General features: G+C 40.4%; 13 protein-coding genes. 12 read left to right on the top strand and 1 reads right to left on the bottom strand.

Going from position 1 to position 15,115, the window contains the following annotated elements; translation table 11 throughout:
* Positions 1–354 precede the first annotated feature (354 nt).
* The 3 genes from VFM80_RS01170 to VFM80_RS01160 are packed head-to-tail and all read left to right on the top strand — an operon-like array spanning position 355 to position 1,215.
* Complete coding sequence (locus VFM80_RS01170; RefSeq protein ID WP_395068724.1) at positions 355–597, top strand: type II toxin-antitoxin system Phd/YefM family antitoxin; 243 nt, start codon at positions 355–357, stop codon at positions 595–597.
* Positions 594–860 (top strand): Txe/YoeB family addiction module toxin, encoded by a 267-nt coding sequence (locus VFM80_RS01165; RefSeq protein WP_395068722.1) that lies wholly within the window; start codon positions 594–596, stop codon positions 858–860. Before VFM80_RS01170 ends, VFM80_RS01165 begins: the two co-directional genes overlap by 4 nt.
* Before the next feature lie 58 nt (positions 861–918).
* The gene (locus VFM80_RS01160; RefSeq protein WP_395068720.1) at positions 919–1,215 is read left to right on the top strand and encodes a hypothetical protein; all 297 of its coding nucleotides are present in this window, start codon (positions 919–921) and stop codon (positions 1,213–1,215) included.
* Positions 1,216–1,447: 232 nt separating this feature from the next.
* On the opposite strand, the gene VFM80_RS01155 is transcribed toward VFM80_RS01160, so the two are convergent.
* Positions 1,448–2,089: a transposase gene (locus tag VFM80_RS01155; protein WP_395068718.1), complete on the bottom strand. Its 642-nt coding sequence runs from the start codon at positions 2,087–2,089 to the stop codon at positions 1,448–1,450.
* A 189-nt stretch (positions 2,090–2,278) separates the two neighbouring features.
* On the opposite strand from VFM80_RS01155, the gene VFM80_RS01150 reads away from it, so the two are divergent.
* The 9 genes from VFM80_RS01150 to VFM80_RS01110 form a co-directional block, all read left to right on the top strand.
* Positions 2,279–2,986 carry a hypothetical protein gene (locus VFM80_RS01150; protein WP_395068716.1) on the top strand — a complete coding sequence of 236 codons (708 nt, stop codon included), beginning with the start codon at positions 2,279–2,281 and terminating at the stop codon, positions 2,984–2,986.
* Between the two features lie 191 nt (positions 2,987–3,177).
* Complete coding sequence (locus VFM80_RS01145) at positions 3,178–4,107, top strand: alpha/beta hydrolase (RefSeq protein ID WP_395068714.1); 930 nt, start codon at positions 3,178–3,180, stop codon at positions 4,105–4,107.
* A gap of 789 nt (positions 4,108–4,896) precedes the next feature.
* Positions 4,897–7,878, top strand: coding sequence for a tetratricopeptide repeat protein (locus VFM80_RS01140; RefSeq protein ID WP_395068712.1), 2,982 nt, complete (start codon positions 4,897–4,899; stop codon positions 7,876–7,878).
* A 229-nt stretch (positions 7,879–8,107) separates the two neighbouring features.
* Positions 8,108–10,738, top strand: coding sequence for a hypothetical protein (locus VFM80_RS01135; protein ID WP_395068710.1), 2,631 nt, complete (start codon positions 8,108–8,110; stop codon positions 10,736–10,738).
* Positions 10,739–11,308: 570 nt separating this feature from the next.
* Positions 11,309–11,602 (top strand): PIN domain-containing protein, encoded by a 294-nt coding sequence (locus VFM80_RS01130; RefSeq protein WP_395068709.1) that lies wholly within the window; start codon positions 11,309–11,311, stop codon positions 11,600–11,602.
* A gap of 340 nt (positions 11,603–11,942) precedes the next feature.
* On the top strand, positions 11,943–12,626 hold the full coding sequence (locus VFM80_RS01125) for a LuxR C-terminal-related transcriptional regulator (protein WP_395068707.1): 684 nt from the start codon (positions 11,943–11,945) through the stop codon (positions 12,624–12,626).
* A gap of 390 nt (positions 12,627–13,016) precedes the next feature.
* The gene (locus VFM80_RS01120) at positions 13,017–13,652 is read left to right on the top strand and encodes a response regulator (RefSeq protein ID WP_395068705.1); all 636 of its coding nucleotides are present in this window, start codon (positions 13,017–13,019) and stop codon (positions 13,650–13,652) included.
* 142 nt (positions 13,653–13,794) lie between these two features.
* Positions 13,795–14,271 carry a hypothetical protein gene (locus tag VFM80_RS01115; RefSeq protein WP_395068703.1) on the top strand — a complete coding sequence of 159 codons (477 nt, stop codon included), beginning with the start codon at positions 13,795–13,797 and terminating at the stop codon, positions 14,269–14,271.
* 63 nt (positions 14,272–14,334) lie between these two features.
* The coding region (locus VFM80_RS01110; RefSeq protein WP_395068701.1) for an ice-binding family protein at positions 14,335–15,115 on the top strand (781 nt) is incomplete at its 3' end.

Raw genomic sequence — 15,115 nt, 5'->3', positions numbered from 1 at the left:
AAACGGCAGGCTTGGCCCTGGCAGCACCATCCAGTTATGGGGAGTCTCGGAGAAGGGGCAGCACAGATTCTCCCCGACACGCGGGCCGGGAAGAAACTCATCCACATCCATTGCATCGAAATATCCTAAAATGAGGGAGCGGGTGCGGCGTCCAATCAAAGCGTGCGAGCTATTGGGGGCGCTGACGTGCCGTTGGTTTCCAAGGTTGCTTGTTTTGAAATTTTAGCCGTTTATTAACCCATAATCTCCACGCCCGTTATGCGCTGGGACGTTATGCTATCTTATCTTAAGACTTGACAATATGTACGTAATGGCGTACGTTGTTCTTGTAAATCAATTTTAGTTCCCAAAACCATGAAAACACTAACAGCTACTCAAGCTCGCAAAGATATTTATCGATTATTGGACGAGGCATCTGATACTCACAAGCCCATTCAAATTACCGGAAAGCGGTCGAATGCCGTATTGATCAGTGAAGATGATTGGCGGTCTATTCAAGAAACACTTTATCTAACTTCCATTCCTGGAATGCAAGAGTCTATCATTAAAGGAATGGAAACGCCACTTGAAGAAACTGATGAAGAACTTGACTGGTGAGTAACTACAAGCTCGTTTATACAAAACAGGCAAAGGAGGATGCCAAGAAAGCAGCTTCATCAGGTTTAAAATCGAAGATCGAAGACTTATTGGAGATCATTAAGGAAAATCCTTTCGAAGAATATCCTCCCTATGAAAAATTGGTTGGTAATTTGGAGGGAGCTTATTCTCGAAGAATCAATATCCAGCATCGTTTGGTTTATCAAGTGTACGAAAAGGAAAAAATAGTCAAAGTGATAAGAATGTGGACTCATTACGACTAATCCGGTAGCATAACAAGGCGTTAGTACGCTTTCTATGTAACATTAATTTTTAAACCTCATGGCAGATAAACTTGTAACTGGAATCCTTTGGTGGAAGCCTAAACAGTGGGAAAGGGCAAAACAGATGAGTTCCGACAGTCATGTTTTTGATGACACTTATCAGGATTGGGAAAAAGGTGCTGAAAAAGCTCTTAAAAATTTCCATGACCTTGGAATAAAGGCTTATAAAATTGAAATAGAACTGGATGAATTGGTTAAATGGTGTAAGGATAAAAATATGCCATTTGATTCAAAAGCTCGTTCAAAGTTTGTTTCATTGAAGGTTAAAAAACATCATGAGTCACAATCAAAATAGTAGCAGTATAACACCATTAAAAAGGACTTTGTCAAGTAGATAGTCTTTTTCCATCTGCGATTATGCACTTCTTTAAAAACTAGATTTTATGTTCCTCATTGATACTTTAACCGGGTATTTAAACCTGCTTCTTTCAATCTAAGGGATGGTCTGGGTATTAAACCGGCCATCCAACACCATTTCGGGCTTGTCTATTCCATTTCAGAGTAGCTGTAACCCGCCGGCTGGCAGATTATCCATCCCGGATCTTACATCGATTACCCATTCGGAGTCCCACGTCGGACTGTGACGGGACTGCTCTGTCACGCCCTCTTATGCTGTGCGGGCTTACCGAATGAGGCCAGTTTAAATAGGTGTCTTTGGGTGTTTCCTTTCCTTTAAAGCCTTTGTAAGGCTCATTTCTGGAAAGCATAAAATACACAATGCGAGCCAGTTCTTTGGCGACAACCGTCCGGGCCACATGCTTGCCACTCCTCCGGCAGATCTTGTTGTAAAACTGCCGTACCGGTGGGTAAAAACTCACCGCTCCGATCCCCGCCTGACTAAAGGCAATCTTCAGATATTTATTACCATCTTTGTTGCGTGATTTGTGGCGACGTTTACCGCCACTATCAGCGGCTCCCGGAACCAGCCGGCAGTAACTGACAAAATTCTTATCGCTTTTGAAGCGTGAAATATCACCGATCTCTGCCAGGATGCTCCAGCTCCTCACTTTGCCGATGCCCGAAGCAATTTCCGAAGTTCCCGCAGGGTCAACGCAATCGAGTTCATCGGTCTGGTTAGTGAGTTTCCACTCACCGATTTTCTTCCCGTTGGATGAAACCGCACAAATTGTCATATTACGTGTATGAAGGTCTATTCCTAAATAGGTCATGATGTCCTCCGTAGGTTTTATTATTGAGGAATAACTAATCTACGTGAGCACGTCCTTTTTGGAAAGATCAAGGCGTTTAAAGCGGGCGTATTTGTATTAGTTACTTGATTTCAAGGACTTATCCACGCTGCTTATTTACCAAACCGTTGTAGGGCTAAAAACTAATTTCAATCAATCCTAAGGAACATCATGAGAAAATTAGGTTTATTATTACTTCCATTTATTATCTTATCATCTGCGTATGGACAAAGTACAGAGTTTTCAGTCCATTTTAATTCCGGACTATTTTCTTTTGGTGGAGAATCTGCCACAGGAAGCTCTATTATAATAGCCAGTGATGTATCTTCAGAGGGCAATTATACTAATAATCCTTACGGCACTAAGAAAAAGTTATCTTATGGTCTCACTGCACAATTTCAGCGTATCACCAATTATAAGTTAATTTTTGGACTCCAATCTGGATATGAGTTATTACGGACTCAGGTTAGAATAGATGATGTAGCTGGTGATTTTCCTACCCCTCCATCTTCTGCATCCGGACAAACTACATTTAAGAATGGATTTATAATCTTATATCCAAATGTTGGTCGAAGATTCATTTTTAACGATCTAAATATTGACCTAACCGTAGGTCCAGAATTAGGATTCAATGTAGTTAGCAGAGAGAAAGGAGAAGCAACAACAAATAATAATATTGTTATAAAAACAGATCGTGAAAGAAGTCATGCCAATACGGATTTTAGACTTCGATCATCTTTAACAGTCTATTATAAAAACTGGGGCATATCGACGGGGTATTCTTACGGATTGCGCAACTATTCCGGTGATTTAATTGGTGGTAATAGAGAAAGGTTTTCTAGATTTATCAGATTTGGCGTAACCTATAGATTAAAATAGTCAGTAAGTCCAACAAATCTATAACCCGCGCAATGAGTGGATAGGTCTCGCGTATTCTTGCCAACTTCACTTTTTATAATTAACCTTTCACTAGTGAACAATATAAGCATTTTGACGTATGCAACTTATGAGCTATGTCGTTAGGGGTACTTTGTGGGATACTTTATTTACTTAATTAAAAGTTACGAGCTATGAAAATACTAGTGAAATTTTTCGTGTTAATGATGTTAGCTATTAATGCGTATGCACAAAATGTTACCAGTACTTTCGACTACCAAAAGAAAACGAATTATTCTGACCAGGTTGTTAGCACTAAAGAAGTAGATTCTTTGGTGATCCTTCAAAAAATAGTAATCGATGGTTTTGATTCTAAAATTCCTTTCTATCATTTTCAAAATAAGAGAAATATAGAGGGTCAGTATATCATCCTTCTTCACGGTTTAGGAGGTTCTAAAGAAGATTGGATCTATCCCTCTATGCCTTATTTACAATGGAGTAGAGATTTAGCCGCAATAAAGGATTCTTTGCTCACACTGGGATATAATATTCTTATTCCCGATGCAAAATATCATGGGGAAAGAAGTTATGAACTCAATTTTCGTCCGGCTGAACAGTTGCCCCCCATACGCTCAAGAAATCAAGAGGATGGAAAAATCTTCAACATCATGATGTCGAATAATGTCAAGGATATTCGAATTATCATGGATTTTATTGAACGAGAAAACAAAGAGAAAAAGCCTGTATTCAGCCTCGTAGGTTATAGCATGGGAGGTGCTACTGCTATCCTTTTAAATGCATCTGATAACCGAATTGTATCGGTTGTTGCATGTGTTCCCCCATTGAACCATCCGGAGAAGGAAGTAGCTAACTTTAAATGGCCCAGAGAAATTGTACGCAAGCTTGCAAAGGTAACTCCCAAAAATTATTCGCGACTTCAGCAATCACCCATACTATTATTAATGGGAGAACAGGATTTTTTCTATACCAAAGAAGAAGTGAATTCCTTTTATGAAGGTGTTTCCATTAAGGAAAAAAAAGTCAAATATTTTGAATCCGGTCATATATTACCCGAAGCTTATGTAAACGAAGTTATTACGTGGGTAACCAAATACAATAATTAATAACCAATTTTAAAATGTCGTTTATTTAAAGCGTAACTGTGATAAAAGTGCTCTAAAACCCGCTAAATCTCAGAAATGGCTAAGCTCTTTTGGGAAATTCTTATTGGGGTTATTCTTGTCGGAATAATTGGGTTTGCCGTTTGGATTTACATGATTACTTCAGCCTTCAATTCGCTAACGACGATGTTTGGCAAGTTGAAAAGCAGATTATTTTAAAAGAATCATTTTCACCAGATTCCTTAAATAGAATCGGTCTCTACAATTATGACTTTGGTGCTTTGGGTTAACTGCCATTCAATTATCAGTTGTTGATAATTCAGAAGGCTATCCACTGACTGGGAATATCCTGATGGTTAATCGAATACCTCCAAGAATAGACTGGGTTGCTAAAGACTCAGTTTCAGTTCTTCTTAATACCTCAAATACGTCAGGTTTTAGAATTGAGCCTTCGAAAAATGTCAATGGAATTGAATTCAGACCAATAGCCGCAGGTACAAAAAGCACATTAAAGGATCTCGGGGGTGCCTTTGGTTTGCATAGTTGCTTTTTTTGTAATTTTCTCCGTTTATTAATCTGTAATTCCCGCACACGTTATATGCTGGGCCGTTATACCAATTTATTTATATAGCTTTCTGTAGGAAAAAAGGAAATCGGGAGAAACTTCCCCATTATTAGGGTTCCTACATATGACGATCTATTAAATTTTAGTGGGGCTAATTGGATACAATTTGCTTCACTTACAGCAACCCTATCCAATACTATTATATGATGGGTATAAAAAATAATCGGGTGAGATCTCTACTCTTTTCATTAATACTTGCCATATTGATTTTCACTCCTCATTACTTGTTTTCACAATCCGGGAGTAAAGATGAAAAAACTCCGGAAAGTGTTGATAAACTACTCGAACTGGTAGATGAGTGGATCTTCAATGACCCGGCACTGGCCAAGAATTATGCGGAGCAGGCTTTGGAATTGAGCAGGGAAACAGGCATGCCGGCAGACGACATCAAGTCGCTTTATGTAAATGGCGAACTGCTGATGCGGGCTTCAAACCGAAACGAAGCACTCCCCTTTTTTAAAGAAGGCATTGAAAAGGCGGAAGCTTCAAATATTCAAACACTCATAGCCAAAGGACATTATCATCTGAGTCGCTACTACGAAAGTGATGCCAATTTTTCAGAAGCCATTAGCTACGCGCAGAGTGCGCTAACTTTATTTAAAGAACTCGGACTGGAACCGAATGTTGCAAATACCAACAATTCACTGGGCCGCATTTACCAGGAATTAGGAGATTTCACCACATCCCTTACCTATCTGTTTGAGGCCCTCAGAATCAATGAAAAACTTGGCCGTAAGACGAGTACTGCAGTATCCCACACGATCATTGGCAATTTATATTTAAAAAACAGGAATTATGATGATGCCACCCGCCACTTCCATCTGGCTCTTAAAATAGACGAAGAAATGGAAGACAAAACCGGGATCATGATCAGCAAACTAAATCTCGGGGCTGCCTACCAAAGAAGCGAAGATTATGATACGGCCATGAGGTACCATGAGGAAGCTCTTGAACTGGCGAGGGAACTGGAGTACAAAAGTGACCAAGCCGTTATACTGGGTAATATCGGCACTACTTACCTACAACTGGGATTAGCTGAAGAGAGCCTTCACTATATGTTTGAGGGCCTTGCCATTAAGCGCGAAACCGGATCTAACATCACTCCCACACTGAATGGTATCACAGAGGCTTACCTTGCACTGGAAGATTACGATCAGGCGTTGACGTATGCAATCGAGGCCGAACAATCAGGTAATGATAGAAGTGATTTAGATCGCCTTCGCTATACCTATCTGAACATGGCTTCGGTTTATGAAGGGCTTCTGGATTTTGAATCTGCTAACCGTGCTTTACGAAAGTATAATGAGATCAGAGACAGTCTGTTTACCATAGAAAGGGAGAAACAGATAAATGAACTGGAGATACTCTATGAAACAGATAAACAAGAACAAACTATCTCTATGCTCACACTTGAAGCTGAAAATGCTTCATTTCGCCGGAATACTTACCTGGCATCCGGTATCCTGATTTCTATGATCCTGTTGCTACTCTATTCCGGCCAAAGATATAAGGCTAGAAAAAACAGGCAGCTTCTTGATAAAAGTGAAGAGGTTGCCCAAATGAAATCCAATTTCTTCTCCAATATTTCGCATGAATTCAGAACCCCTCTCACCCTGATCTCTGGCCCCATTGAGCAGATCAAAGCTTCGACAGATGATCCGAAAATTCACAAGAAACTTAGCATCATTCAGAAAAACAGCAACCGGCTTTTATCTCTGATCAACCAGATGCTGGATCTGTCGCGACTTGAATCAGGCAGCCTGACTTTAAGTGTAGACAGATCGGATATTATTTCACTGATCAGGGGTGTAACCATGTCTTTTCAGTCTTTGGCTGATATGCGACAGATCAGGCTTACAACCGAAACCGAAGCAGAATTTCCGGAAGCATGGATTGACCGGGATAAGATGGAAACCATTCTGATCAATCTTCTTAGTAATGCCATCAAATTCTCCCCCGATGGCGGAGAGGTGGCTGTAAAAATTTCACACCCTGAAAAATCCGATGGTATTACATGGTGCCAACTTGAAGTGACTAACAGCGGTGAAGGAATTTCTGAACAAGATATTGAACATATATTCGACCGCTTTTACCGTGGATCGGAAACAGAACATACCGACATCATCGGTTCGGGTATAGGCCTGGCACTCACAAAAGAGCTGGTTCAACTTCACCGTGGTGAGATCCGAGCCCAAAGTACGCCGGGTCAAGGCACAGTGTTTATTATAGAAATCCCCATTTCTGAACGGCACTACAGTGATACTGAAAAAGTGACGGCTTCATCGAGCGAGCTCAAACGGAAGCCGGTTACTAACAATACAGGAGATAAACAGCCTATTGCCGAAACACTTCCTGAATCTATAGCCGATGCTGAGTCCCCACTCCTGCTGCTGATTGAAGACAACGAGGATGTAAAAAACTACCTTACGGATATATTAAATGAAAAGTATCGCCTCATCACTGCATCTGATGGTGAAGCCGGTGTAGGCCTTGCAATCAGAGAAATTCCGGATTTAATTGTCAGTGATGTAATGATGCCCAAGATGGATGGATATAAGATGGCAGAAACCCTGAAACAGGATGAAAAAACCAGCCATATTCCATTGATCATTCTTACCGCTAAAGCATCACATGATGATAAAATACAGGGGCTTAAAACCCATGCCGATGATTATGTTACAAAACCCTTCCGTCCTGATGAGCTTCTGCTTCGAGTCGAAAACCTGATCACCTCCCGTAAAAAACTAAGGGAGAAGTACAACCGGAAGATCGAGATCAAACCGGAAGCACTTTCCACACAATCCATGGAAGAAGCATTTTTATTACGGGTAGTGAATAGCATTAAAAAGCATATGGTTGATGAAGATTTTTCTGTAGATCATCTTGCCCGGGAAGTAGGCATGAGCCGATCGCAGCTTCACCGAAAACTGGTTGTCCTCACCGACCTTTCAGCCACAGATTTCATCCGATCCTACCGCCTAAACCTAGCCAGAGAAAAAATCGAAAACAATACGGGAACCATCTCCGAAATAGCATATGAGGTTGGTTTCAACAGCCCCTCCTATTTCAGTAAAGCTTTCAAAGAGACGTTTGGCGTAAGCCCGAGTGAGTTTAAGAGCGATGATGGAAATAAGATTGATAAAAGTTAAGGATACAAAAGCCCCAATCCAGAAGAGTCTTTTTTGTCTATTCCCTATACCACAATTCTTTTGTGACTTAGTATTTTCATAGCCTCATCTCCCATTTTTGCAACGTTCGTACTACACTTTACAACGTGGGTTACAGCGATAAATGACTCCGAAAATTAGTTTGCCATTGCAGAACCGGGTATTCAATCCGGAACTGATAAATCAATGGTAACTAATAAATCCGGGTATTATGAAAAAACTAAACTATTCCTACCTTTTATTTCTTGCAGGCTTTTTAGCCGTACTGTTAACATTCGGTTCATGTGGGGATAACTCCACCGGACCTGAAAATATCGATCAGCCCGATAAACCAATAGAACCCGTTGAACAGATAGATCCTCCACCATCTGATAATTTCAAAATAATTTCAGATGATGTGACCGAAACCGATGATGGATTCAGGTTTAACGGTACACTGGTTGGTAAAAATGGAAATGACACTGAATTTTCAATTGGCGAAGGTGAATTCGAAGTGGAACTCGATGCAGATGGTGTTATCATTTCTATTTCAGGTACCGGCTTACCCGAATTCCCTGACATTGGTATTTATAAGGAGATTCTTGAAGATTTCGCATGGGAAAAAATCGAATCGCACATTCTTTACAAAAAGGGAAGCGAATTCCTGGAAGAATTCGATACAAAGGTTCCGCTTAATCCCGACCGATACTACATCACATACAGAGTATTTGACGAAAGCAATGACGGCGACTTCGAGCTGAGAGGTAAAGCGAACAATGTCATTCACAAATTCAATGAGATCTATATTGATCTAGAAGATCCTGCCATTTTCCTAAAATTTCAGTTATGGAAACCATCAGGCAAGGATGCCACAAAAGTAGCTGAAAAATTCTGGCAGAAAGCGATGCAAAATGCCCAAGCACTCGGCCAGAATGTGGCCGGTTATGCGGGTGCGCCCAATATGATTCTTGGATTATCAAATGAGGGGACTTTCCTAACTCCGGAATATGAACCCGGCATCCAAGATTCTGAAGTGTTTGAAAGCCTGTATGGTTTTAAAGGCATAGAAAGTAAAGAAGCCAATATGTATCTGGGTTTAACCGGAGTTCCAATCCCGGGTACCTATGTTCTGAGACTGTATGGTGAAGTCTATGTCCATTCACCACTGATAGAATCCGTAGACGGATCCGGAAATATCAACAGCGCGCTCGACTGGTTTAATGAGATTGAACAGGCACCTGCAAGACAATCGTACGCCGGTTCAATGGATTTTGGAGGTAAGGGAATCGGCCTCATTCTGACAGGCCTTCTTCCTACTGTAAATGATGTCGTTGGAAGAGACATTTTCAGTGAAGACATCAACATAAATCTTATCGATGGATTCTATCAGGAAGAGTTCCTGCCTGAGCAACCCGGCAGTTTCAAACTTGGAGGTGGTATCCAAAAACCGATAATCTTCGATATCTTCGGTCCTGATATTCAACAGTATCTTGTTTCGCAACCCGATGTGAATGGATATATCTATCTTGATGTACCCGAAAACCTCGATGAAGCGTCACTTTTCATCGAGCAGGCACAGCAGATCATCGTCCCAGCCTATGGTGAAGTGGATTTGAATGAGAGCCATTTTAAAATCTCTAAAGATGGATTTAATTTCTATGCAAAAACCGGATTTGATGTAGGGCCGATCCACCTTGAAAATGAACTTGAAGGCATGTTTTCGGGTGATGGATACTCATTATCTACATTCGTCGAGCGGGATATCACATTGGCGAACGATGTCACCCTTATTAATAGGGAATTGTTCATGAGTATATCCAGCGATTCCGGGGCTACGGTGTATGGTCAGATCATTCTTCCTTTCAGTATCGGGGAAGCTCGTGTAAACGGCCAAGTATCAAATGCAGGGCTAACGATGAGTGGAATGGTAAGCCAGGGATCTCAGCTCGCCCTTAACACCGGCTTAGATCTGCCCACACGCGATTTTGAGATGACCGTATCTACAGATCCAAATCGAATGCTGGAACTGCATGGTGAGACTCAGATCCCGTTTGTAGGATACAATCAGATGACAGGCATCATCAATCAGAATCAATTCCTGTTTGAAGGTGAAATCGACAGGACCCTGATATTCGGTTCCGTGGATATTCCGGTTTCAAACGGCAGTCTTCTTATTGACAGTAATTCGGGAGTATTCATGGATGCATCCTATGAAATCCCATTCCTGGCATCACGCACGGTTGAGGGTGAAATCACAAATGAGCATGTTTATCTTGCCGGTGCTGTAAATGAAGATCTCACATTCAGTGCAGTACCTCTGCCGATGTCGAACGGAAATATTACCCTGAAAGAAGATGGTGTATTTCTTAATGGTACGCTCACATTACCCTACAATCTCAAAACGGCGAACGTCAGCGGTTCTATTACTTCAAGTCAAATGAGTGTAACAGGTAGCATGGCCAGTGCACTAACTTTTTACGGTGTAAACTTCCCGGTAACAAATTCAACCCTTACAGCGAATACCAATTCAGGTGTATCTGCAGCTTTTAATATTAGGCTTAACAATAGTCTGAATGCTCGGGTCACAGGTATAGTTAATCAAAGCGGTTATGTTTTTACCGGTTCCAATAACTTTGTCAGAAGTGCTTCCTATTTAGGAGTTTCGGCGACTGTTAGTGGAAGTATTGCGTCCAGGCTAACCCAAAACGGTATATCGTTAACAGCAAATGGTTCACTCACTTATAAAGGTGTTTTGGGTAATACAATTACCGTTCACAGTGGTAGCCTTAGCGTACAAACTGATTGGCAGAACCGATCGATCAGGGTCTGTGTACCAGGCACCGACGTTTGTGTAACTATATAAAACTAAGTTTTATAATATCAATGAGGGTAATTAATACCCGAAAGCCGGCCGGCTGATCGCCACCGGCTTTCTTTTCTTCCGTAAAAAACAATTGGAGTCTAGTTAGCATGCAGAAACGGAAAAGTGGTTTCCCAATTTATCCCGTTAATAAACTTATAATCTCAGTGTCCATTATACGCTAACTCTTTATATCCCTTTATTAATATTTTAGTTGTTCCCTCGATAAAGTTGTGTTACATTATAATACAGTTAATTCTTTATTCCAATGGATACGACAATATCAATTCGCATTGACAAAGATCTGGAATCATTGCTTAATCAAGCGGCAAAACGAACAGGCCGCCCTTAAAAGTGAATTGGTTCGGGAAGCCTTACGCCGCCAACTATCGATTGAATCTTTCAGGCAAATACGAAATCGTATCTTGCCCTTTGCTGAAACACAAGGATTGTTAACAGATGAAGATGTTTGGCGTGAAATTTCATGAAAATAATTCTTTGAATAATATTGTGTCTCAGTGCCCCTCTTTTTCAGGTTTACCATTTAATTAAAATTCTAGCTGGAAGTGTATCATGAAGGTTTTTACAGATACCAATTTCTTAGTTAGTGCTTTATCTACACGAGGTTTAAGTGCAGATATTTATCAAGTAATTCTTACTGAACATGAAATAATGACCGGTGAGTTTGTTTTAACCGAATTGCAGTATGTATTAACAACCAAATTAAAAGTACCTGCAAAAATAGCACATGAAGCTGAGCAACTACCCCGGAAACATTATGTAGAACCTACTCCTGATCACCTGTCAGAAATACACATTCGTGACGAAAATGACAGATGGGTACTTGAATCGGCTTTAAGAGCCTGAACTGAAATTATTATTACAGAAGATAAGGATCTCCTTGATCTTTCAGATCAGGTATCAGAAATAAACATTGTTACCCCCAGAGAGTTCTGGGAATTAATACAAAAGTAGATCAAGCTTTAGCAGAGAAATTGGGAACCGATTTATATAAAACTTGTACAACTGCCATTTAAAAATCCCAAAGCCAAGAAATCCCTACTGATCCCGACCTGATAGAGTATGGGCCATTCAATACTGCCAAAAAATTAGATTATAAAATCGAGCAAATTAAAACCCCGATGGCCCCGTTATGTTGCTTGAATTTAACATTCACTTGGTAATTACCATTTAAAGACTGTTTTACATGAAAAAAATCCGATTACTTATAATTGAAGATAATCGCCTGCTCCGTGACGGACTTGCGGAAGTTCTAAAGAAAGAATCTGATTTTGAGGTCATTGCTGTTCTTCAAACAGATGAAAAAATACTGTCTGAAATTAAAACTTCAGATATTGATGTCGTTCTGCTTGATCTTGGCCTACAAAGTTATGACAGCTTAGATGTGGTAAAACGGATCACAAAAGATGATCATGAGGTAAACATTGTTCTGATGGGGCTGTTTGCAATGCATTCCGAAGTTTTAGACTTTGTGGAATGTGGCGTAAAGGGATTTATTCTAAAAGATGCCACCGTTAGTGATTTTTTGTGTACTATTCGTTCCGTTGCTAAAGGCGAAAGAGTGCTGCCTGCATATCTTACCGAATCACTGTTCACCCAGATAGTAGAACAATCAATAAACACCCCCGGCGCAGAGAAAAGAATCAACGAAGCTGTACAAATGACGCAAAGAGAAAAACAGGTCATTGAGTTAATTGCTGAGGGTCTTACGAATAAAGAAATAGCTCAAAAATTATTTATCTCTCCTTACACAGTAAAAAGCCATGTCCATAATATTCTCGAAAAACTAACACTCCAAAGTCGGCTTCAGATCGCAAAGTATGCCCATGACAGAGCATCTTCATCTACCAATGGCAGGAACTCCGGCTGACCAACACCTTACGGGTCTTAAAATTTAATATCTATTCAAACTGAGGTCGAGTACAAAGTTGTTCGAATTGGCGTTCGGATAGACTAGATGGCTCCCATTCTATCTGATATATGATTGTACTCGAACTCCCTAGTCTTATTCAGTTGCAAATTTCACTTTCGAGTTCTAACTCATCGATCAGACCGGCAATCGCTTAGGTCGAGTACGAGACTGTGTGACTCTTTTTTATGCAGCTTATCAACTAAATTTTGGGGAATCAAGTTGAATAAATCTAGTCCTTTTTTCATCCTTCTGTAGACTAGTCTTTCAAGGAAAAAATAACTAAGCTGTTTACGTCCTGAAGTAAAAAATACAAATCAGGTGTTAGTGTAATTATTTAGAGAGGAATAAGTGATTGACAAGATCAGACTACTAATCATTGAAGACAACTATCTGTTACGAGAAGGCTTTGTTGACATGTTTAAAAGTCAGCATAAACTGGAAGTGGTAGTCGGTTCCGGGGATGAAGATAAATTTGAACAGGAGATCAGCGGATTTAACCCCCACGTAATTCTTTTGAATTCAGGTTTACAGCACCTGCAAAGTTTACAGGTTGTACAACGTGTTACCAAGAGATCCCCCGATATAAAAATAGTTGTAATGAGCCTCATTCTATCCAAGGATGAGATCATTCAATTTATGGATGCCGGAGCTGTCGGCTTTATCTTTAAAGAAGCAGCAGTGCTCGAATTCATTAAAACAATAACAGATGTAGCCAAAGGTGAAATTGTTTTCCCTTTACATTATACCAATTTATTACTGTCTCGAATTGTAAGCAATGCGTTAGTAAAAGGAAAAATTAGCCACCGGGAATCAGTTCAAATAACTGAATTTGAATTGCAGTTGCTAAAACTTCTAAGTGAAGGACTAAGCGACAGTGATATTGGAGAAAAGCTGGCAATAACACCGGAAAGCGTAAAGTTCCACCTTCATAGCATTAAACAAAATCTCTATCTTTTTTCTCTTTTGGACTTTCCTTCTAGTTGAAGATTCTCTCAAAGAAATTTCCAGAAAAATGATCACTCCACATCTCTATACCTAAAGGATTAGTCCACTTATCAATCTTGCAGGCTATTACAAGTAACGCAAACTAAGGGTAAGCTTAGGTAACAATTAAAAAGGATTACCTATGAAAAAATGTTACCTATTACTTATCGCATTTGCCCTGTTGTTGTCGGCTCAGCAAGCTACCGCACAGGAAAAAAACTTCGGGCTTGGCGTGATGGTTGGAGAACCAACCGGAATAAGTGCCAAACTATGGACCTCCAATGATAATGCCCTCGCATTTGGACTCGGCTGGTCAACTTATCATCCACGTTATGATGACAGCGGAAGCCGCGTTCACTTCCACATGGATTACCTGTGGCATTCATTTGATACCATCAGATCGGAAGAACGATTCGCATTCCATTATGGAATTGGCGGACGATTTAAAGACCGTGGCGGAGATAACGGCTCATTAGCTGTGCGCGGTGTGGGTGGTTTAAACTGGTTCCCAAGAAATTCGCCTATCGATGTATTTTTTGAAGTAGCTCCCTCTCTCGAATTAACACCTTCTACAGGTTTTGCAGTAGATGGCGCCCTAGGTGCAAGATTTTACTTCTGATAAAGAATCATATACAAACATATTTACAGTACAATAATTTTTCAAATCACAACCAAAAATATCATGACAAAGTCATTTAATACCACAATAAATACATTCAAACAATCAAGATTAATGATCGCCTTTACTTTCGTTGTAATGGCCGGAGTTTTCATAACAAGCTGCTCAAAGAACGACAACCCAACGGGTGGAAACGACATTGAAATACCCATCCAAACTGTCTCTCAAGAAAAGGTAAACCTTAATTCAGCCGAAAATTATGTGATCCTGGCCGGATCTGAGATCTCCAATATTCCTACTTCTTCCATTACCGGAAATATAGGGATCAGTCCTGCTTCAGCTTCATTTATCACTGGATTCTCAATGGTTTATACAGCCGGAGATGCTCAGGCAACTTCTGCTCAAGTAACCGGCAATCTATATGCTTCAGATTTTGCTGCTCCTACCCCGGCTACTTTGACTACTGCTCAGGGAGACCTTACCACCGCCTACAATGATGCTGCAGGCAGAACTTCTACTGATATTGTAATTGTTTCAGGTAATCTTGGTGGCTTGACCCTTACTCCGGGTCTTTATAAATCAAGCGGTTCACTTGAAATTTCATCAGGCGATCTTACTTTTGATGCTAAAGGAGATGCCAATGCGGTTTTTATCATTCAAATTGCATCTACTCTTACTACAACTTCAGGACGTGAAGTGATCTTAGCCGGTGGCGCACAAGCTGAGAATATTTTCTGGCAAGTTGGAACATCTGCAACTCTTGGAACCACATCCGTTTTCAAAGGAATCATCATGGCAGACCAATCTATTTCACTGAATACAGGTGCAAGTGTTGAAGGCCGTT

Origin of the sequence: Gracilimonas sp. (assembly GCF_035704785.1) — a bacterium.
In the GTDB taxonomy this organism is placed as follows: Bacteria; Bacteroidota; Rhodothermia; order Balneolales; family Balneolaceae; genus Gracilimonas.
This window is presented reverse-complemented; position numbering and strand designations above follow the sequence as displayed.